This window comes from Alcaligenes sp. SORT26 (assembly GCF_017377875.1).
GTDB lineage: Bacteria > Pseudomonadota > Gammaproteobacteria > Burkholderiales > Burkholderiaceae_B > Alcaligenes > Alcaligenes parafaecalis.
The window spans coordinates 1,735,650-1,756,450 of the sequence record NZ_CP070975.1; the positions used below are offsets into that span (position 1 = coordinate 1,735,650).

At 56.1% G+C, this 20,801-nt stretch carries 21 protein-coding genes; 4 read left to right on the forward strand and 17 right to left on the reverse strand.

What is annotated here, in order from left to right:
* Positions 1–3: 3 nt before the first annotated feature.
* A complete protein-coding gene (locus JYG33_RS08085) occupies positions 4–372 on the reverse strand; it encodes a c-type cytochrome (RefSeq protein WP_207875448.1) in 369 nt (122 codons plus the stop codon).
* A gap of 16 nt (positions 373–388) precedes the next feature.
* Positions 389–730: a c-type cytochrome gene (locus JYG33_RS08090; RefSeq protein WP_243430342.1), complete on the reverse strand. Its 342-nt coding sequence runs from the start codon at positions 728–730 to the stop codon at positions 389–391.
* Between the two features lie 232 nt (positions 731–962).
* Between JYG33_RS08090 and JYG33_RS08095 the strand changes: the two genes are divergently transcribed.
* Genes JYG33_RS08095 through JYG33_RS08105 form a run of 3 tightly spaced genes read left to right on the forward strand, consistent with a single transcriptional unit; the run spans position 963 to position 3,604 of the window.
* A complete protein-coding gene (locus tag JYG33_RS08095) occupies positions 963–1,820 on the forward strand; it encodes a MoxR family ATPase (protein WP_207875449.1) in 858 nt (285 codons plus the stop codon).
* A 1-nt stretch (position 1,821) separates the two neighbouring features.
* Complete coding sequence (locus JYG33_RS08100) at positions 1,822–2,442, forward strand: GNAT family N-acetyltransferase (protein WP_207875450.1); 621 nt, start codon at positions 1,822–1,824, stop codon at positions 2,440–2,442.
* Positions 2,432–3,604: a VWA domain-containing protein gene (locus tag JYG33_RS08105; protein WP_207875451.1), complete on the forward strand. Its 1,173-nt coding sequence runs from the start codon at positions 2,432–2,434 to the stop codon at positions 3,602–3,604. Before JYG33_RS08100 ends, JYG33_RS08105 begins: the two co-directional genes overlap by 11 nt.
* A 93-nt stretch (positions 3,605–3,697) precedes the next feature.
* On the opposite strand, the gene JYG33_RS08110 is transcribed toward JYG33_RS08105, so the two are convergent.
* The 15 genes from JYG33_RS08110 to JYG33_RS08180 all read right to left on the reverse strand — a co-directional run bounded on the left by JYG33_RS08110 (position 3,698) and on the right by JYG33_RS08180 (position 18,252).
* Positions 3,698–4,411 carry a DUF2968 domain-containing protein gene (locus JYG33_RS08110; protein WP_207875452.1) on the reverse strand — a complete coding sequence of 238 codons (714 nt, stop codon included), beginning with the start codon at positions 4,409–4,411 and terminating at the stop codon, positions 3,698–3,700.
* A gap of 60 nt (positions 4,412–4,471) precedes the next feature.
* Entirely contained in the window at positions 4,472–5,875 is a 1,404-nt protein-coding gene (locus JYG33_RS08115) for a sigma-54 dependent transcriptional regulator (RefSeq protein ID WP_207875453.1), read from the reverse strand.
* A 20-nt stretch (positions 5,876–5,895) separates the two neighbouring features.
* A complete protein-coding gene (locus JYG33_RS08120; RefSeq protein ID WP_207875454.1) occupies positions 5,896–7,968 on the reverse strand; it encodes a pilus assembly protein TadG-related protein in 2,073 nt (690 codons plus the stop codon).
* A gap of 34 nt (positions 7,969–8,002) precedes the next feature.
* The gene (locus JYG33_RS08125) at positions 8,003–8,497 is read right to left on the reverse strand and encodes a DUF3613 domain-containing protein (RefSeq protein WP_243430301.1); all 495 of its coding nucleotides are present in this window, start codon (positions 8,495–8,497) and stop codon (positions 8,003–8,005) included.
* A gap of 25 nt (positions 8,498–8,522) precedes the next feature.
* Positions 8,523–9,524, reverse strand: coding sequence for a tetratricopeptide repeat protein (locus JYG33_RS08130; protein ID WP_207875455.1), 1,002 nt, complete (start codon positions 9,522–9,524; stop codon positions 8,523–8,525).
* Between the two features lie 5 nt (positions 9,525–9,529).
* Positions 9,530–10,510, reverse strand: a complete 981-nt coding sequence (locus JYG33_RS08135; protein ID WP_207875456.1) for a type II secretion system F family protein — start codon at positions 10,508–10,510, stop codon at positions 9,530–9,532.
* Between the two features lie 9 nt (positions 10,511–10,519).
* Positions 10,520–11,443 (reverse strand): type II secretion system F family protein, encoded by a 924-nt coding sequence (locus JYG33_RS08140; protein ID WP_207875457.1) that lies wholly within the window; start codon positions 11,441–11,443, stop codon positions 10,520–10,522.
* The gene (locus JYG33_RS08145; protein ID WP_207875458.1) at positions 11,444–12,778 is read right to left on the reverse strand and encodes a CpaF family protein; all 1,335 of its coding nucleotides are present in this window, start codon (positions 12,776–12,778) and stop codon (positions 11,444–11,446) included. It lies immediately after the preceding gene.
* 27 nt (positions 12,779–12,805) lie between these two features.
* Complete coding sequence (locus JYG33_RS08150; RefSeq protein ID WP_243430302.1) at positions 12,806–14,083, reverse strand: pilus assembly protein CpaF; 1,278 nt, start codon at positions 14,081–14,083, stop codon at positions 12,806–12,808.
* Between the two features lie 17 nt (positions 14,084–14,100).
* Positions 14,101–15,435, reverse strand: coding sequence for a type II and III secretion system protein family protein (locus JYG33_RS08155; RefSeq protein ID WP_207875459.1), 1,335 nt, complete (start codon positions 15,433–15,435; stop codon positions 14,101–14,103).
* 84 nt (positions 15,436–15,519) lie between these two features.
* A complete protein-coding gene (gene cpaB, locus JYG33_RS08160) occupies positions 15,520–16,473 on the reverse strand; it encodes a Flp pilus assembly protein CpaB (protein WP_207875460.1) in 954 nt (317 codons plus the stop codon).
* On the reverse strand, positions 16,470–16,961 hold the full coding sequence (locus JYG33_RS08165; RefSeq protein ID WP_207875461.1) for a TadE family protein: 492 nt from the start codon (positions 16,959–16,961) through the stop codon (positions 16,470–16,472). Before JYG33_RS08165 ends, cpaB begins: the two co-directional genes overlap by 4 nt.
* The gene (locus JYG33_RS08170) at positions 16,958–17,497 is read right to left on the reverse strand and encodes a TadE family protein (RefSeq protein ID WP_207875462.1); all 540 of its coding nucleotides are present in this window, start codon (positions 17,495–17,497) and stop codon (positions 16,958–16,960) included. Before JYG33_RS08170 ends, JYG33_RS08165 begins: the two co-directional genes overlap by 4 nt.
* Positions 17,479–18,039, reverse strand: coding sequence for a prepilin peptidase (locus tag JYG33_RS08175; RefSeq protein WP_243430303.1), 561 nt, complete (start codon positions 18,037–18,039; stop codon positions 17,479–17,481). Before JYG33_RS08175 ends, JYG33_RS08170 begins: the two co-directional genes overlap by 19 nt.
* 15 nt (positions 18,040–18,054) lie before the next feature.
* Complete coding sequence (locus JYG33_RS08180; RefSeq protein ID WP_207875463.1) at positions 18,055–18,252, reverse strand: Flp family type IVb pilin; 198 nt, start codon at positions 18,250–18,252, stop codon at positions 18,055–18,057.
* 761 nt (positions 18,253–19,013) lie between these two features.
* Between JYG33_RS08180 and JYG33_RS08185 the strand changes: the two genes are divergently transcribed.
* Positions 19,014–20,687, forward strand: coding sequence for a POTRA domain-containing protein (locus JYG33_RS08185; RefSeq protein ID WP_243430304.1), 1,674 nt, complete (start codon positions 19,014–19,016; stop codon positions 20,685–20,687).
* Positions 20,688–20,801 lie beyond the last annotated feature (114 nt).

A 20,801-nucleotide genomic window follows, 5' to 3' on the forward strand; every position in this document is an offset into this window, starting at 1 on the left:
GCCTTATTTTCTGTTGCTCAAGGGCCCGGGCTGGCGCGACAGCCAGACAGAAATACTGTCAATATCAGCCTGACTCATGGTGTTGGCCATCGCCCCCATCACCGCATTTTTACGGATATTGGCCGTGGCGGGCGCTCCCGCCTGACCACGCTGATACGCCATCAAGGCCTGCCGCAGATAATCTGCATGCTGGCCTGCCAGAATGGGGTATTCAGGATTGAGCGGTGTTTTGGCATCCTCGCCATGACAGGATGCGCAATTCAGATTCTTCCAGGCTTCTGCGCCGGTTTTGGCCAGATCTTCTGCGGCCATTGCCTGCGTTGCCACGCTGGCCACCAGCCCCATTGCCATCAGCAATACTGCTTTTTTCATAGCTGCCTCCCCGTCCTTAAGGTTTGTTGCCCGCGTAATACGCGGCAATATCCGCCATGTCCTGTTCAGACAGGCTCAGCGCAATGGCTTGCATGGTGGGGAAGGTTCGGGCGCCGCTGGCATATTCCTTAAGCGCCGCTTCAATATAAGCGGCCCCTTGCCCGGCAATCATGGGGACGTGATAGACCTCGGGAAAGCTTGCCTTGTAACCGGGCAAGCCATGACAGCCTATACACATGGAGACCTTGTCGCGCGCCGCCTCGGGATTGGCCTTGATTGGCTCGGAATCCTGCGCCTGGGCTGCTGACAGCAGACAGGAGCTTGAGGCTAGAAGAAAGAAAGAGACATACCGCTTCATTTGCAACTTCATCATCGCTATTCGCTTTGTCGTGGAGTTGAAAACGGTCCGGGTCAGGCTCTGCGTCTATTGCAGCAAAGGGGGAATCAACGCGATACCTGGCTCTGTGATGCTGACCGACGAGTACTGAGTCGATTGTATGATAATTGCCAAGGATGACTGATACTAGTATTTATACCCGAGTTTCTATTCTTGACAGATCAACATTTTAAGTACAAGTTTGAGCCGACTTATGACTACTGCGACCCGTTTTGAAGGCACCGATCAATACGTTGCCACTGATGATTTGAAGCTGGCTGTCAACGCCGCCCTGACACTACAACGCCCTTTGTTGATCAAAGGTGAGCCCGGTACCGGTAAAACCTTGCTGGCGATAGAAGTGGCCCGCGCACTGGGCCGCCCCCTGCTGCAATGGCACATCAAGTCCACCACTAAAGCGCACCAGGGCCTGTATGAATATGACGCTGTCTCGCGTCTGCGCGATTCCCAGTTGGGCGATGAAAAAGTCCGCGATATTGGCAACTACATTGTTCAAGGCACCCTGTGGCAAGCCTTCGAGTCCGACGAACCCACCGTGGTGCTGATCGACGAAATCGACAAGGCCGATATCGAATTCCCCAATGACCTGCTGCAAGAGCTGGATCGCATGGAGTTTCATGTGTACGAGACTCGTCAAACCGTTACCGCGCGTCATCGCCCCTTGATCATCATTACGTCCAATAACGAAAAAGATCTGCCCGACGCCTTCTTGCGCCGCTGTTTCTTTCACTACATCCGCTTCCCCGAGCGCGAGACCATGGAACAGATTGTGGCCGTGCACTACCCCAATCTGCGCAGCGATATTCTGTCCAGCGCCCTGGACACCTTCTTTGCCCTGCGTGATGTCCCTGGCCTGAAAAAGAAACCGTCCACCTCGGAATTTCTGGACTGGCTGCGTCTGCTGCTGGCCAACGACATTCCTGCCGATGCCCTGCACGAGCTGGATGAAGGTCTGCCCCCCATGGCCGGTGCCTTGCTGAAGAACGAACAGGACTTGTCCTTGATGCAACGTCTGGCCGCCATGAGCCAACGCAGCCAGCGCCGGAGCTGATATGCAAACAAGCGCTTTTTCCCAGCCAATCGCTCCCCTGACGCTGGAAGGATGGGGAGTGCGTCTGGAGCCTTTGCAACTGGCGCATGTGGAACTGCTGGAAGCGGCTGCGGCCGATGGCGAGCTTTGGAATGTGCGTGTGACGAGCGTACCCGCCCCGGGCCAGGCTCAGGACTATGTACAAAAGGCGCTGGACGGTCTGGATCAAGGCCATATGCTGCCCTTTCTGGTGCGTGACCTGACAACTGACCGAACGGTCGGCACCACGCGCTATCACGACATTATTGCGCCAGTGGCCCGCCTGGAAATCGGCTACACCTGGTACGCTCGCAGCGCCCAGCGCAGTCACGTCAATACCGCGGCCAAGCTGCTCTTGTTGCAACATGCGTTCGAGACCCTGGGAGCCGGAGTCGTAGGCTGGCGCACTGACCATCTGAACTTCAAATCCCAACAAGCGATCACCCGCCTGGGAGCACGTTTTGATGGCCGCATTCGCCACCACGCTATCCGCCGCGACGGCTCGATACGCGACACCATGTTCTACAGCTTGATGGCAGGCGAGTGGCCCGATACCCGCGCCCACTTGCTGGACAAACTAAGGCAGCACAGCCATGTTGCTTGATTTCTTCTACCACCTGCGCGAACGCGGCTTGCCGGTTTCCATTCAGGAACACCTGACGCTGCTGGACGCCCTGTGCAAAGGCATCATGCCGCCCACGCTGGACGACTTCTATCATCTGTCCAGACTGGTACTGATCAAGGACGAAACGCTTTACGACCGCTTTGATCTGGCCTTTGGCGAGTTCTATCAGCCACAACTTGAAGCCCTGGCCAAGGATAAGACCTTGCCTGAGGACTGGCTGCGCAAAACTCTGACGCGTAACCTGACCCCGGAACAAAAAGCCGCGCTGGAAAAGCATGGTCTGGACAAGCTGCTGGAGATGTTCAAAGAGCGTTTGAAAGAACAGCAGGGACGTCATGCTGGCGGCAGCAAATGGATTGGCACGGGCGGCTCTTCACCTTTTGGACACGGTGGCTATCACCCCGAAGGTATCCGTATCGGCGGCCCTTCTGCTGGAAATCGCACCGCCATCAAAGTCTGGGAAAAGCGCGAGTTCGTGGACTACGACGACCAGCAAGAACTGGGCACACGCAACTTCAAGATGGCTTTGCGACGCCTGCGCCGCTTTGCCCGCCAAGGCGCCCCCACCGAGCTGGATCTGGACAGCACCATACGCGAGACAGCTCGCAACGCGGGCATGCTGGATCTGCAAATGCAGGCCGAGCGACAAAACCGCGTGAATGTGCTGATGCTGCTGGATATAGGCGGCAGCATGGATGACCATATCGCTCAGGTGGAAGCCCTGTTCTCGGCCGCACGTTCCGAATTCAAACACCTGGAGGCCTACTACTTCCATAACTGCGTGTATGAATCCGTATGGCGGAACAATTCACGCCGCCAAAGCGAAAGACTGGAAACCTGGGATTTGCTGCGCAAGTACAACGAGGACTGGCGCATCATTATCGTGGGTGACGCCACCATGAGCCCTTACGAGATCATGGCTCCAGGTGGCTCTGTTGAGCACTACAACAAGGAAACCGGCGCAGCCTGGCTGCAAAGGCTGAACGACCACTGGCCCCGTATTGCCTGGCTCAACCCCGAGCCACAGGCTTACTGGCCCTACCGCCAATCCATCGCCATCATTCAGAACCTGATGTCCGACCATATGTACCCCGTTACCAGCGCAGGGCTGGAAGAGGCGATGCGGTACTTGTCGCGGTAGAACAACGCCAAGCCAACGTCAGCACACCTCAGCCATAAAAAAACCCGCATGCTCATCAGACCATGCGGGTTTTGATTGATTGCCTGATGGCGATCAGCGTCCTTTCTGCCTCTGCAACATACCGGCACGTTGCTGCTCCAGATCCTTGATCTGACGCTGCAACTCTCGCAACTGCTCGCGGGCTTCGCGTTCCTGCTCTGCCAGTGCATAGGCTTCGCGGCGGGACTCTTCACGCTGGGCGATAGCCAGGGCCTCTTGCTGACGTTGCAAAGCCAGATCATTTTGCAAAACGGTCAACTGATCGGCGCTTTCATTCAATTGCTTTTCGGCTTTCGCCACTTCCGCCTGCAGCTTGATGCGCTCCAGATCAGCAGCGGCATAGTCCACGGTGTCCTGACGGTACTGGGTGTACATGCGCTCAGCCAGGGACTCATCGGTGGTCTTGAAGACGCGCCAGAATTCGCGCTGCTGGAACAAGGCGACGTAGTAAGTCATGCTATCGGCCGCGAACAGCAAGCTGGCACCAAAGCGGCCGTTATAGGCGGTACGCAGTTCCTGGACGGCACGGGCCTGAATCAACTGCTGCAACTGGGCCACAGTCGTGTTCTGGTAAGCCGGGGCGGCTGCGGGCGCAGGGGCAGCAGCCGGAGCGGCAACAGGGGCCACTTCTTCGACATCTTGCTCCTGGGTTTGCGCCACGACGGGTCGCTCTGGTTCCTGGTTCAAGGACACCGAGCTGCACGCTGACAATAAAAGAAGTCCTCCCAAGGACAGCAACACCGCCGTCTTCTGACTAAGGTTCACCATACCCATCCCTTGATAATCAATTTTTTGTGATTAGCTTGATACACAGAATCAGCCCGTATTCTAAACGCGGCTTGTCGCATCTTGTGCCTTTATGTTGAATTTGCGCATCTTTTCCCACAAGACTTTACGAGATATCCCTAATACAGCCGCCGTATCCTGCCGTCGCCAGTTCTGGGTATCCAGTACGGTAATGATGCGGGCACGTTCCTCTTGCTCCTGTGCATTCAGGCTGATCACCGGCTCGGGCCGCTCCAGGATAGGCGCCCCTTCAGGCAAGGCCATGACAGGAGCCATGACAGGGGCGTTGAAACGCTCCAGCACTTGTCGCAACTGCACCGATTCCCAGGCACCAAATTGCTTGCTCATGACGGCGACGCGTTCAACCAGATTGGCCAGTTCACGCACATTACCGTTAAAGCGCATGCTGCCTACGGCATCCAGCACCCATTGCGGAATATCTTCAACGTCGCACTCCAGCGCCTGTTCCAGCAAGGCGCAGAAAATAGCGATCTTTTCCTGGGAGCCGCGCTGCTCCAGATTGGGAATCAGCAGCTCCACCACGGCCAAACGGTAATACAGGTCTGCCCGGAACAGGCCTTGCTGCACCAGACCCAAGAGGTTCTTATTGGTGGCCGCCACCATACGAAAATCAACCGGAATTTGCTGTGTGGACCCCAGGCGCGTCACTGCACGTTGCTCCAGCACGCGCAACAGTTTCACCTGTTGATGCAAAGGCAAATCCCCGATTTCATCCAGAAATAACGTACCTTGATCCGCCTGCTCAAAATAGCCTTTATGGGCACCAATCGCGCCGGTAAAAGCACCTTTGGCGTGACCAAAGAAATGCGCCTCGAACAGGCCTTCAGGAACCGCTCCGCAGTTCACGGGAACAAAAGGGCCCTGGGCACGGGCAGAGCGCTCATGCAGCAATTGGGCGATACGCTCTTTGCCCACCCCGGTTTCACCATGAATCAGGACGCTGGCACCGCTGTCAGCGTACATATCGGCCTCTGCTATCAAAGCACGCATCACAGGTGATACAGCCACTAAGGGTTGCGGTCCGCCCTGCCCTTCACGCTCGACCTGAGCCGTCAATCCGGCCAGCTTGGCAACCAGCGTACGCAGCTCGGCCTGACTGAAGGACAAGGGCAAGGTATAGGAATAGGCTGAAGGGTAAAAACGCGGGTCATAGCCTCTGTCTTCCGAGGCCACCCAAATCACCGGAATAGCATGTTCCACCAGCCACTGATGCTGCTCAAAGCGCCCTTGCGCCATCACGCTGACGGACACCAGTGCGACAGCATGGCGCGTGGGATGACGCTCCGCATCCAGGACCAATGCAGGCTCTACACGCATGACCGCTACCGAACTGGGTTCCAAGGCGCGCTCGGCGCGCACCACCAGATCGGAGCTACCCTCCCAGACGTATAAAACAGGTTCATTACCCATAAAGCTGACGCTCATTGCTGTGTTCGCCTCCCGCCCTATTGCACCAGATAGGCAGTGCCGCACTGCACATCATGAAGTTTCACATCGGCCTCGACCAGGCTCAGACCCAGCAGCTTCAACAGTTCTTCCAGCAGGCCGCTCAAGCCTTGCAAGACCGGGTCCAGCAAAGCGATGACCAGACTGAGCACAGCACCAACCAGATTGGAGTCTTTGAAAACCAAGGTCTCTACCGCGCCCGTGCGGCAATCGCGCATGGCTTTCTGCCCACCAATGCCAGCAAGCCCACACGCCACATCACTCAAAGGAGCTCCCAGTAGCGTGGTCAACAAATTATCAACAAAACCCAAGGTGCCGCCCAAGACACCGATCAAGCCGTTCTGGCTCATAGTGCGGGCCAATTGATCCATCCGTTCCTTGGACCAGTTCATCTCGTTCACAACGGCAGAGACAGAGCGACCTGGGCCATCACCCACCAGACTTTCTGCCATCTGACGCTTGCCCGATGCACCACTCCAGGGCGTGTTCAGCAGGTCGCCCAGAATGCCGGACAGAACCGCATCGGAGAGCAGGCTGACACTACGGGTCAAGTCCAATTGGGTCGCGTTGACAGTCTTTTCCGACGGCTGGCCCGGAGGGGCCGTCAAAGTGACATGGACCGGGTTTTTAGTATCAATCAAAGGCAAAGTGACTTTGGCCGTCAATGGCAAAATACCCAGCACATTAATCACCCGATGGCGCTGAATCTGACCAAAGGAGGTGTCCTTGCAGCTATTGCTGGTCGAGAAGAAATCCGAATGCGGAAATTTGCCTAAGCACACATTCACCAACGAAGAACTGACGGCAATCGTGGCCTGATTATCGGCAATCGGCGGACGGCACACATTGACCAGCTCACCCGTTGCCTGGGACAGCTCAATAATGATGGGCAGGCTGACTTCCGTACCCAGCACTTTAAGAATGGGGCCTGCCAAGGGAATCTTGGAGGTGTCCAGATTCAAATACACGCGCACACCGGCCGAGTTCGCTTTCGTTCCAATCCCGCCCATAGCGATACTGGGCGGTTCCACCACACGTACCCGCAGGTCCAGGGCGTTATTGAACATACCCGTCAAACCGGAAGGCAGCGCAGTCAGATTCAGATCAATCAGATTCTTGCCATTGGCCACCACCAAACCGGTGTTAACCAGTTGCAGCACATCCAGATTCACGTTCAGGGCGGACAAGGGATCCACACCATTGATGAGGGCCAAAATACCGCCCTCCCCCAACAGTTTCACGGGCAAATCCAGCGGTCCCACGCCCAGCAGCAGCTTGATGTATTCCTGCAAGGCCCCTACGTCCAGGCCCAGCGTTTTTTGTTGATTCAATAAATCCAGACTGGCGCTTAACAAATCGGCCAGGGTCAGTTGCTCCAGACGCGTCAACTCCTCTGGCGTCCCCACCCCGGCAATCACCGTGGCCGGAAGCCCCAATGCTTTCAGCAAACCGGCAGGCGTGATCTTGGCATTCACCAAACCGGCTGAGTCCAGCACCGTCAATTGGTCCGGGCGCAGGCCTACGCCGCGCAGCAGGTTATAGACCAGGCCATTGCGTTTCAAGGACAGCAAGCGACTGCCCACAGAGAAGGTCGCCACAGGCTCGCTACTCTTGGCGGTAGCAACCGCCTCAATCACCGAGGACGTAAAAAAGGGAAATAAAGAAGGCGGCTGATAGCTCAAATGCACACGCACTGCGTCCGCAGGCAGAACCTGCGCAAAGCGCTGGCTGGCATCCGCCTGAGCACTATTCCACTTGCCGCATAGTACCTTGGCTCCATCCCCCGTCAGGCCTGCAGCCGGGGAATTGGGCTGGCTGCGCAAACTGAACCGGGCCATATTCTGCCCTTGCTGACAACCCAGCGCATCCCCTGAACCCAAGGATTGGGCACCGGCCAGGGCAGCCAGATCAGCCGCGTTCTGCAGATCCCGCTTCACATAGAAGTTATGCCCCAAGTGCGCCGCACCCAGCAGCACCAGCCCCACCAGCAAAGCCGCTGCCGCAGGCACAATAATGGAACCTTGCTGTTTGTGCATCGGCTGATTCTGGGTTCGAGTTCTTCCCCATTTCATGTCGCTCTCCTAACCCGCTCTACCCCAGTGGGCTTTAATCACTACCGTTTGTTTTGATGCGTTCTTTCATGTACTCGGGGATGGGGTGCTTGAAACTTTCCAAGTAGCGATCCCAGGCCAGATTGGCTGCCGCACCGTGTACGGGCAACACCTTGCCTTCTCGATCCGGGTCGGCCTGCATGCTGAGCAAGCTGCGGGTATCCGACCCCACCTCAAGGCGGGGGGGAATATGGCGGCGCTCGTTTTGCACGTGCACAGGCAGGCCTTCAACTTCGGGCCAGGGGTGCACTTCTTCATCGCTCAAGCGGTATTTCTCGTAAGGCTGGCGTTCGGCAGGCGTTGTGGCAGCAGCCGCAGCAGGGGCAGCCGGTGTATGCACACCTTGATTGCTGGCTGCCGCCGGGCTAGTGCTGACCGGATAGGTGCTGGTCCCAGAGACCATCGCTCCGGTCAGGGGAGGCTGTGTCTGCGCCCAGGCACCGCTGGCCATCAATAGAGTGCAGCAGGCCAAAATGCGGGATCGGTTCATTGCGATATCCTTGAAAAAACAGCAATCAATTCATTGACGAGGGCACAGGGCCCAGGCTCTCCAGCAAGGGCCGGTTCAGCCCTGCTTGTGTAGCGGAAACCACGGCACGACCACGATCAGAGTTCACCACCGGGTTCCGAGAGTGAACAGAGCGGCTGGCTCCCACCTGAGTCACCGTATTCACGGTCGCAGGACTTAAGGCCACTACCTGGGCTCTGGCCTGCTCATCCTGAGCAGCGGCCGCCAACCGCAGATCCTGCTGTTTTTGCTGTTGCTGACGTGCATGCAGTTGCTCCAGCTCGTGGCCGATTTGCTCGGCCATCTGCGCTACCGCCTGCTGGGTAGCCGAGTCCATTCCGGCTTGCTGCATCACAAAGCTGGCTCGTTGCGGCTCCTGACTGACCAATAAATACAGAGCCATATTGCTCAAAATCTTGGGGTTATCCGGGGCCAGTTCAGCAGCCTTGCCCAGAGCCAGCCGCGCCTCCTGAGGGCGACCGGAACGCAAATAGGCATAGGCCAGATCACTTTGCACAATGGCATTGGTCGGGTCTTGCTGTGCCGCTTGCTTCAAGTAATGAGCCGCCTGCTCAAAGTGCTGTTGAGAACCCGCGATCAAGCCCAAACCCTGATACGCCCGACCAGCAACCGGCGTATTGACCAAGGATTGAAAGGTGTGGGCCGCCTGCTCCAATTGGCCGGTCTGACGCTGGGCCTCGGCCCGCAGCACCATGACTTCAGGGTCTGCACCGTATTCTTTTTCCATGGCCTCTGCGTAAGCCAGCGAGGCAAAATACCGCCCCTGCTTTTGAGTTTCTTCCAGCATGCGCACAGCCATCTGCCTGTCGCTGGGCTTGCGTTTTTCCCAGTGCTCAATCTCTTTGCTTTGCAAGAAGGCTTCTTGTTCCTGTTGCTGACGCACCAGCTCGTAAGCCGAGTCAGTGGTGGAGCAGGCCACCAGCAAAGCACTGCTCAAACCCAATGCAGCCCAGCGCATCACGGGACGAATCCATGTCGACGTTTTCATCAAAGTCATCCTCCGGCTACTTGGCTCATGCCACGGAACAAGGCCAGAAAACCTGACCCTGCAGTAATAATTAATAGGGCGGGCAATAGGGTCAGCACCATCACACCGGTCATTTTTACGGTCAATTTGCCGACTTTGGCTTTCAGTTCCAGGCGACGCTGTTCGCGCAAGCGCACACCAAAGCGATGCAGCGGCTCTTGCATCGCCCCACCATGCTGGTCCACCTGCACAATCAGACGGCAAATTACGGCCAGGTCCTCGTTGGTAAAGCCACTGGCCAGCCGCTCCAGGGACTGCTCCCGAGTTCGGCCCCGCGCATACTGCTCGACGGCAATGGTCAGTTCCGAGCCCATAACCGGAATCACGTCATGGAATTCACGCTCAATGGTGTGCAGGGTCTGATCCATAGACAGGCCTACCCCTTGCAGCAAACGCAGCAAATCCACAAACAGGGGCAGTTCCGCCGCAATGCGCAGACGGCGCTGCGAAACCCGACGTGCCAGCCACCATTTGGGCAGCATCCAGCCAAGGGCAAAGCCAATGAACACGGAGACAAAGGGCACATGCTCATTCAGCCTGCGAGTCATGGGCAACAAGCTGAACAGGACAATCAGGAGGATGCTCAATCCCACCCGGCTCAGTACAAAATACTGACGTGCCACATCAATGTGCTTGAAGCCTGCATTCATGATCAGCAGGCGATCTTCTTCACTCAACAGGCTGGAGCCAAAGCGCCCTTTCAGCCAGCGCTCTCCCAGGCTACCGGCCTGCATCTTGATCTGTTCCACCGTCTGACGAGACTGGCTGGGAGCCTGCGAACTATGGGGCGCCCCTTTCAGGCGCTCGTCCACAACCTGGCTCAAACGCATGGCTTGCTGACGCTGCTGCCAATGGTGGTTAAACCACAGTGCGAACAGAATCAGCCCCGCCAGTGCGCAAGCCACAGCTCCCCAGATCAGAACGGTTTGTGCTTCCAAGGCCATCATGTCTTGCTCCTAGACATTGCGTGCCATCCAATACAGCCAATAACAACCCACACACTGCAAGACCGCTGCGAACAGCAGCATGCGAAACCCCACCGGGTCATTCCACATGGTCAAGAACAGCTCGTTATTGAAAATCAGAATGTAGACGCCGATCAGAATCGGCAATAAAGCCAGAATCCAGGCGGACAAGCGCACCTCGGCCGACAAGGCCACCAGCTCGCTGCGGGCGTTTTCCCGGTCGCGCATGAAGCCCGCCATACGTTCCATCGTCTGGTCACTGCGTCCACCAAAACGCATTGCCACGCTAATCACTGCTGCTACCAGAAACAGCTCGTGCAAACCGTGCTGGCGCGATACGGCTCGCAGAGCCACATCCAGATCCTGGCCCGAGCGATGCAAGGAATTGGCGTCTTGCAGCACCTGCCCCAAAGGCTGAGGGGTGTTGTCAGCGGCATTCAAAAAAGCCGCACCCATACTGTTACCAATGGTGATAAGACGCACCATCAGATCCAGAAAATCAGGAATCTGCGAGACGATTTTGCGATGACGCTTATCGCTGCGGAACCACAAAAAGGTATAGGCACCGAGCACCGTGGCAATCAACATGGCCACACCTGCCACAGGGCCGACCAAGGCCAGCAAGACCGCAGGTGGCACTAGCGTGCCCAGCAGAAGAATCAGATAGAAACGGCGCGAAGGCTGAATCCCTGTGCGCAACATGAACTCCCGCCACCCCTTGGGCGCACTTAACCAGGCGTCCTGAGTTTCAGGCTGTATCCGTACGCTGCTCTGTACCGCCGGACGCAAGGCCAGTTGCTGCTCCAGCACCTGGGCCGAACGCTGGGCCTGCTGACGCTGGGCGCCTTTAGCCCAGAGCAGCAAAGCACCCAGTGTCAGAATGACAGCCGCCAAAGCGATATACAAAGCCATCATTTAGCGTCTCCAATCCCAGAAACCGCCGCCCTCCTTGGACGTGTTTTCCTGGGCCTGAACCTGCTCGTTCGCCAGTTGATCGCGGTACTGCATCAGCTTGCGGGTATGCGGATGTATGCCCAGGCTGACCCAGCGATCCTGCTCGTTGCCATCATCCAGCACATAGGACTCGTGGCGATACAGCTCTTGCATGGCAATAACGCCATCGCCCATACCGGTAATCTCGGTAATGGACAGCACCCGACGCTTGCCGTTGGGCAAACGACCAATTTGAATAATGAAATCCAGCGCGCTGGCAATCTGCCGACGCAAGCTGTCTTCACTTCCCTGAAACCCGGCGAAACCCGCCAGCATTTCCACGCGATACACACATTCACGCGGCGAGTTGGCGTGAATCGTTGCCATAGAACCTTCGTGGCCCGTATTCATGGCTTGCAGCATGTCGATGACCTCGGCCCCTCGAACCTCTCCCACTACCACCCGGTCCGGACGCATACGCAAGCTGTTGCGCAAGAGTTCGCGAATTGAAATCTCGCCACTGCCGTCATAACCAGCCTGACGCGCTTCCAGTCGCACCACGTGTGGGTGATTCAAGGCCAATTCGGCGGTGTCTTCTACCGTGACGACCCGTTCAGTTTTAGGGATATAAAAGGCCAAGGCATTGAGCAAGGAGGTCTTGCCCGAGCTGGTTCCGCCTGAGATCAGGATATTGCAGCGTGACGCTACGGCAGCTTGCAGCAAACGGTCCACCGGCTCATCAAACGCGCCCAGACGCATCAAGTCTTCCGGTTTCAGCGGGTCTTTACGGAACTTCCGAATGGACACCATCGGGCCATCTACCGCCAAGGGATGAATGACCACGTTCAGGCGGCCACCATCGGGCAGGCGGGCATCAACCATAGGCACGGACTCGTCAAGCCTGCGTCCCAGCGGGGCCAGAATGCGGCGTACGATACGCAGCACGTGCTGGTCATCAGTAAACCCACTGGGCTCTTGGCCTAATACGCCCCCCCGCGACACAAACAACTTGTCGTAACCGTTGATCAGAATATCTTCCACGGCCGGATCTTCCAGCAGGTCCTCCAACGGCCCCAAACCCGCCAACTCGCGGGTCAAGGCCTGCACGATTTCCCGAACTTCCTGTTCGTTAACCGGCACTCGTTTCAAACGAACGAAGCTGGCCAGTTCGATACCGACAAAATCCTGAATGGCCTGCCGAGTCCAGCGGCCAAACTCGGCCCCCAGCTCTTCGATACGAGCCAGCAAATGTTCATGAGCCTGTTCCCGGACCTGAATCAGGTCGGGACGCCCACCGAGCAATGAAGTATTGTTCATGCCTTACTTTTCCATGCTTGGGCCTGATCAGCCCCCGAACCTGAATTTCAACCGTCCCAAAACCGTACTGACCTTGTTTTGCGACAGCCCCTGCCTGCGCCCCGTCAAACCCGTTGCCAGACTTTGCAGGGCACGGGTATACGGGTCCTTCTCATCGACTTGCACCAAAATCTTGCCCAAGCTGGCACTACGCATATGGCCTAATCGCCGGTCTGGCAAGACCGCGGCCAGCTCCAGGCCAAAACGCTCAGCAATGGCCTGCCCGGAAAAACCGTAAGCAGGATCAAACTGATTGACCACCAAACGCACATTGGCAAGCGCATCAAACTGGGCTCGCAAGGCCAGAAATTCGGCCAGAGAGACCAGAGCTCCCATGCTTTGATCAGTCACCACCAGCACCTCATCCACCAGCGATTCCAGTTCCACCAGGAAACGGGGATTCGGAAAACCACCCGCATCAATCACCAGGCAACCCATGCGTTCACGCAGATAACTGCACAGGCCCAAGGAGTCTTCCAGACTGATTTGATTGAGCGTGTTCACATCGGCGGGCAAGGACAACAGGTTGAGCCCGCTGCTGTGCTGCGCCAGCGCTGAATGCAACATGGTGTCGTCCATCCGATGCCGCTGCGACGCCGCCTGAATAAAATCAAAGTCCGACCCCAGGCCCATGTACAAGGCGCAGTCCCCGGTCGGGGCCCCCAGATCCAGCAAGCCCACTCGCTCGGGCAAAGGCACCAGCTCCACAGGCAAAGGCTTGACCGTGGACAAACCCCGTACCTCTTTACCCATGCGATTCATCTCTTGCTGCAACAGCCAGGACAGGCTGCTGGCCACCGTGCTGCACCCCACCCCGATACGCGCCCCCATCAACAAGACACTGCGAAAAGGCTTGTCCAGCAAAGGGCTGTGTTGGGTTTGGCCCAGCTTCTCGATCAGGATCTGCAACTGATGGTGCACGTCCTCATTCGTATCCAGATTCAGAAACTCGTTGGCACCGGCCCGCAAGGCATTCACCGTCCCTTGCGGCACCGAGGCGCGCCCTACCGCCACACGCTGCACACTGGCATCCAGCCGGGCCAGACTGCGCACCAGGGTCACCACCTTCCCGTTTTCTTCACCATGTTGCCCATGGGCAAAGTCAAAAAACACCAAAGGTTCAGCCTGCTTGGCCAGCTCCCGGCGCAAACTCTCGGTCGTGGGCTCAATGGCCCGCACCGTCAGCAGCCCGGCGGCTGCCGTGTTGATCATCACAGCCAGCTCGGGGTGCTCTGTACACAAGAGATATTCCCGGTATCGTTGCACGTCACCACTCCACGCGCTTAGCGCGAAAACCCTGGCATCTGCTCGTAACCGTGACGACCCAGCAAGAAATAGCCCCAGGCATTGGGCGCGTCATCCAGCTTTTCCTGACGACCACCGGGCAAGGCTATCGTGGCGCCTTTCTGAATAGGTTTGATCAGACGGGGCGTCACCACAATGACCAACTCCAGCTCTTTTTGGCTGTACTGCACGTTGCGAAAGAAGCTGCCCAAAATGGGCAAGTCGCCCAGGAAAGGGATCTTCTTGACGGCGGCCGCGGTTTGACGCGACACCAGCCCGCTGATGATGTAGCTCTCTCCATCACCCAGCTCGATGGTCGTGTCGGCACGACGGGTACGCAAAGAAGGCATCACGCCACCACCGGGCATTTCCACCACCCGCGAATAGTCCAGATCACTGGCTTCAGGGGCCACTTTCAACGCGATACGCTCGGGCGACAAAACTGTAGGTGTGACGGTCAAGCCAATACCAAAGGGTTTGTATTCCACGGTCGTCGTACCCAAGCCACCGGAACTGGGGATAGGAATCTCACCACCAGACAGGAAGCTGGCGCTATGGCCGGACATGGCCACCAGGGTCGGCTCCGCCAGCACACGGGCCAGGCCGTTTTGCTCCAGCAGATTCAAGGCCGCACTGAAATTGCGCGAGTTATACGCCAGACTCAAACCGCCACTCAAGGCCGTAGGCAAAAGGTTCACGCCGCCCGACCAGGGTTTGCCACCAATGGCATTGGCGCTCAAACCAATGTCCTTCATCACTTCGCGGGACACTTCCACCACTTTGACTTCCACCTGCACCATGCCACTGGCACTGACCTCGGACAGGTCCAGCACAGCGGCATCCGGGCCTGCACCGGAGCGGGCGGCCGCCATGGCATTTTGATGATCCAGCAAGGAAGGGCTGCTACCTGTAATCAACGCCTGCTGCCCGGCACTGGACACCTGGGCCGACATAGGGCTACCCGATTGCGCCAGTTGCTGTTGCACCTGGCTGGTCACTTCAATCGTCCAGCGATCCGGATTCGTACGACCGGGCATCCAGACACGCAAATCCGCCACTCCGGCGCGCTTGCCAATCAGGAGCACTTCGCCCCGCTGCCCGGCAGAAGAGCTCAGAATCTGCACATCCGCCACGCTTTCATCACTGATCGCCACACGCTGAGGAACTTGCGGCAAACGCAAGATATCCTGATCGTTGGCTACCAGCCGAATCACCTTTTGGCTGGCGCTAGTCTGGGCCGTTTGTGCCATGACGGGCATCGGTGCCAAACCTGACAAGCAGAGCGCATACCAGCACCCCAAACCCAGACCTGCTTTTTTGATTTTCTGTCTCATGTGTTTAATCCATGCTGCCTTGCGTCGCTTCCCGTCAACCGCCACTAGCAGGCTGACCCGTCCCCTCAACAAGCTCTTCATTGCTTAATACTGAATGACTTCCAAGCGGCCCCCGCGAATCACCTCAGTGCGGCGCGGTGGCGCAGCATGCGGTTCTCCACTGGACAAGGCGCGTGCTTGCACTTGTTCTTTCTCGGTCTGGCTGATCGAAAACTCGCGCAGACCCAAACCGGCCATGGCGCGGTTATCCGGCAGTTTCAAGGCATCACGCTGATCCGCATCCAGACTGGCGCGTGCGGGGATCAGACCGGCAAACTCGGGGAATAAAGAGGGATCGGGCAGGCTCTCGTCCTTAGGGGCTCGCAAGACCAATTGCAAGCTGCCGCTGCGGCTGGCCAGCAAGAGTTCATTCACCGATTCCAGCGGGACCGCCAACATGGCATGACGAGCCTGCGTATCTGCACGATTGGCGGCATTGGCCTCTGCCGGATCTGGCCCGGACAACGAAGCGCCGCCGTAAGCCAGCACGCGCACACGCGGCATCAACAGACGGGCCTGGGTGTCTTTGACTTCGTTACCGCTATTGAAGGTAATGAAGATATCGACCAGATCACCCGGCTCTACCCGATGGCTAGCGCCAGAGATCACATCAATGGGGATGCTGACGGCACGCTCACCCTCTTCCAGATAACTGGCCAGACTTTTGGCGATAAAACTGCTCAATACAGGCTGGCCCTGCTCCAGGTCAAAACGCAGGGTTTTGCCTGTCAACGCCTCCAGGGTGTTGAACGACTGGGCCGGAGCAGCAGGCCATTGGGCCAACTGCAAGGCTTCTGCTTGCAAGGTTTCCCCTGCTTTCACATCACGCTTGACGACCACCACCGCCTGCAAAGCGGCTGCCGGTTCCGGATTCTGTGTACTGGCCACAGGCTGAACCACTTCCGGTTTTGGTTTCATGCCCAGGTACAGGGCAAAGGCAACCAGTACGGCTGCTATCAGCAATAAAAGGACTGCCGCCCCCTTCATAATGCCGCTCATTGAGCTTGTCTCCGTAGTACGAGTAATGTCTTGGCGCTCAGTGAGCGCAGTTGATCCGCTTCGTCTTCTTCAGAACGCAGCAAATCCAGGGTTTGAGAAAGTATTCCGGGTTCCATGTCCAGCTTCAGGGACAACTGGGCACAGTCATACTGAGGCTCTGACACGCAGGCCTGGGACTGGACATCCGCACTGAGATCCCCAAACCAGTGCAGGAACGAATCACTCTTGGCTTTGCCCTTGCCGTAGTTTTCCGCCAGCTCCTGATTGATAAAGGGCTCTATCTGGTCGACTGATTTGACGTTCATGGTCACCTGACGGGACAGGTCTCCGACCAGATGGCTCATTTTTTGTTGGGCCAGAAACAGCGAACTGAAGGTGATGATGCCGCTGAAAACCAGCAGCAAAATCCCGATCATCAAGGCGAACTCGATGGCGGCAACCCCTTCTTGGCGCTGGGAGGATGAAGTGAATCCAGGCTTGCGCGTCATGGCGTCTCTCCCTTGCTCCCTAATTCCCCAGCAATCATCAGATTTATCTGCGCATTGCCCTTTAACTGTTCAGGGACGACCAGAGAAAACAAGGTATCGGGGGCAAAACGGGGAATCAGCGGAGCCTGCACGTAGTCGTACACAATGCCGACACGCACCTCGTCGCTGATCAAATCCGCACTGACGCGAACATGCTCGCTACCCACCCAATTGCTTAACCACTGAACTTGATCGGCGGCCACTTCCCTGGCCCGATCAGCACGCGCCTGCAAACGGTTCTGACCCGCACCCGGACCACCTGAAGCAAAACCCGGCTCAATCAGGGCGGCACGCGCACCGGACTCGGCGGCGAAATTCAAGGACTGCTGAGCGGTCATGATCAGACCGAAAGTCAGCAAGCCGTAAATGAAGAGAAACAGCAATGGGAACACCAATGCAAATTCCAGCGCGTAGGCTCCGTATTGATACTTTTTATCTACGCCACGCCGCGTCGGTAATTGGCCCTCTCGTGGGGGCTTTATTGATTTTGCATCCATACCCACCCCATTGTTGCAAGGGCTAACCAAGCCCCTAAAGGCACACTGCGTGCTTTGACCCGGGTTCCCGGCAAAGCAAATCCGTACTTACGTTCCAAAGAAGGCAACAGCACCAGTACCAAGGCATGCAAACCCGCCAGTACCGTGGCAAACAAGACCACCATGCCTGCTTCTTTCCATCCCAAGGCCAGGCCCAGCACGGCCATCAACTTCACATCTGCTGCGCCCATCAAACGTAATAGCCAGATTGGATAAAACACGATCAAGGCGGCGGCAAAACCAATCAGGGAGTCCATCCAGCTCGCCACCCATCCCCAGGGCAAGCCATAGAACACGCTGACAGCTATCTTGTGCAGCAAGACCGTCAAACAATAAAAAACGAGTAATGAATTAGGTATTTTCCGAAATCTCAGATCGCGATAAATAATCTGAATGGAAAAGAAAAACAGAATGAAGATAAAAGAAAGGCTTATTAAATAAAACATAAGCATCAGCCATTCAAGCCGAAAGAAACAGCCAGACTTGAAGTGGCTGATGATCAAACAAATTAAATAAAATCAATCACCAGCAGGAGCACCATCTGCCGTACCTTTCTTCACAGCTGTAGAAACAGCAGCAAACATCGCCTTTAGATCTGTGCCCACTGCGGTCAGCGTAGCAATAATCGCCACAGCAATCAGCCCTGCGATCAGGCCGTACTCAATAGCCGTTGCACCGTCTTCATCGTTCCAGAATTGCTGAAGTTGAGTCTTCATGACTGTCCCCATTTAAAAAGAAAAAATCACCCTCAAAGGCGAGGGTTAGAGGCCCCTCGGGGCACAACACTTTGCCAACTTTGGCAACTTCCACTGCTAACTGTTATCAATTTTTGTATTTTTTAGATGAAATCATCTTAAACCCAGGTATGTACATGTTTTTACTAGGGTTTACGTGTAACAGACATCAAATACACAAACGAATTCTAGCCCAAAGATACGAAAAACGCATGATTGTGTATTTACAACAGCTAAATTCCTATGGAAAAAGGCCAAAAAACAGCTAATTTGAAACCTTTACTTACCTAAGTTGTGACGAAGTTTGTTAATGTTACTGTTTTTATCATTTCAAATTGCAACACAATGCCGATCACCTTCTCTATGAAAGAGACCAGACAGGCCGGTTTAATCCATTGAAAGAAAGTAACTTTTTTTCCATCTTCTGTTACGAGCAAGGGAAAACCCCAGCAGACTTGAGTACCCATCAATACAGCCATAAAGGACGGTTTGCCAACGGCCTAAATCAGGGCTAATTTTTTTAAGTTTCAAAATGTAATAGTTAAGGCTTTTTAAAGCTGCAACCAAAAACAAGGCTCTTTCAAACAGCAAAAAGTGACAGGGAAGATAAACTACGGCACAGTAGAAAAAAGCGCCCGATATTTAGCTAATAATGATTAATGAATATGAATCTCAAGCCCTACTTGCCACTGGCTCCTCTTAGAAAAAAAAATCTCAGTCTGATTGCAAGTCTGGGATTATTTATGGGCCTGACAACCGTAAGCCTGACGAGTTGGGCGGACGCACCCTTGCGGGGTAATCCCGTCGACTCTTTGCCGCCCATTAATGCACCAAGCCCCGCTACTCGCACTCCATCCTTGAATATTCCGCCTGCGGCGGCCCAGACTCAATTGCAGCAGCAACTTCAGCAACAATTGGTGGTGCGCAGTTTTGATGTCAGCGGTAGCCGCAGCATTCCTTTTGAGCAAATCACAGGCATTCTGGAACCCTTGGCCGGTAAAACCGTCACCATTGCCCAGCTCATCACTGAAGTGAATAAAATCACCGCCTTGTATCAGCAACAGGGCTACCCCTTGTCCTTTGCCATCTTGCAGCAGCAGGACTTCTCCAAAGGACATATCAAGGTCACGGTAGTTGAAGGGCATGTCGGCAGTGTCCGCATTGAAGGGGATCCGGGCCGCAGCCAGGCTCGTATTGAGCGCATTGCTCAAGCGATGGTGGACGAAAAACCATTAAGCCAACGCACGCTGGAACGCACCATGAACCTGCTGCGTACGGTGCCTGGCTTAAAGATCGACCCCAAGCTGGACATGCCTGTGCGCACCGATGGTGCTTCTGAACTAGTCATTAATGCACAGCACAAATCGTTCAGCGCCAATGCCAGCGTGGCAGAGATGGGCTCCAGCAAGCAGGCCCTGGTGCAACTCAGCGCCAACAGCCTGACACCTTTGGGTGAAGAGCTGAAGCTGACTGCCGCCATCCCCACCAGCTCCGAGGACGTCAAGTACGTCAGCGGGAATCTGACCATTCCTCTGAACGCAGATGGTCTGGCTTTGGAGATTGATGGTTACCACTATCGATCCACCCCGCGTGACGAAGTACTGGAGAGCCAGGGCTGGAATCGCAAGGTGATCAACGAGCGCCTTGGGGCGGCAATCAGCTACCCCTTTATCCTGAATAATCAGCGCAGCCTGAAAGGCACGGCAGGCTTTTATGCCAGTCGCTCTCTGGATGACTACACGCACAAAACACTAGACAATGTCTGGATTGAAAACACCACTGACGTCCGCGCCCTGAAAGCTGAAATGCGCTATACCGATGCCTCGCCACGCCAATCCCGGGAGGTCAATCTGGGGGTATACAAAGGCCTGGATGCAATGGGTGCCCGCAAAACCCTGAACACCTATTTGCAGCGCGACGCCGAATCTGATCTGGACCTGAACTTCACCCGCTGGACAGCCTCCGTCAAGCAGAACCTGGTTTTGCCTGGCCAATTCGGTATGAGCCTCTCGGCCAGTGGTCAGTACAGCTCCAATGTGCTGCCCAACTCCGAGCAAGTTTCCTTTGGAGCCTGGCGACACGGCTATGGCTATCCGCAAGGCGAGATGGCGGGGGATAAGGGTGTGGGCGCCACTCTGGAAATAAACCGGCGCTTTACCAACTCCTCTACCTGGCTCAACAGCATTCAGCCCTACATTGCCTATGACTGGGCTCGGGCCTGGTACAACCTGGAGCGCTTGAACAGCTATAACAACCGCCGCCTGCGCTCGGCTGCCATTGGTGTGCGGCTGTCCAATAACAAACACTATTTATTTGATATCAACATTGCCAAGCCACTGGGCGATCTGCCGGTCAACTCGGATGAGCGCAAACTTCGTCTGAACACCAACTTCCTGTTCTTCTACGACGGATTCTAAGTTCTACTCCTGCGCGAGCTCCGTTGCTCCTGTTTGCCTCCTCTGCCCCCTCGGCCATCGCAAGATGGCCTTTTTTATGCTCCATCCAGGCCTATTCGGACCCCAGGTGTTACG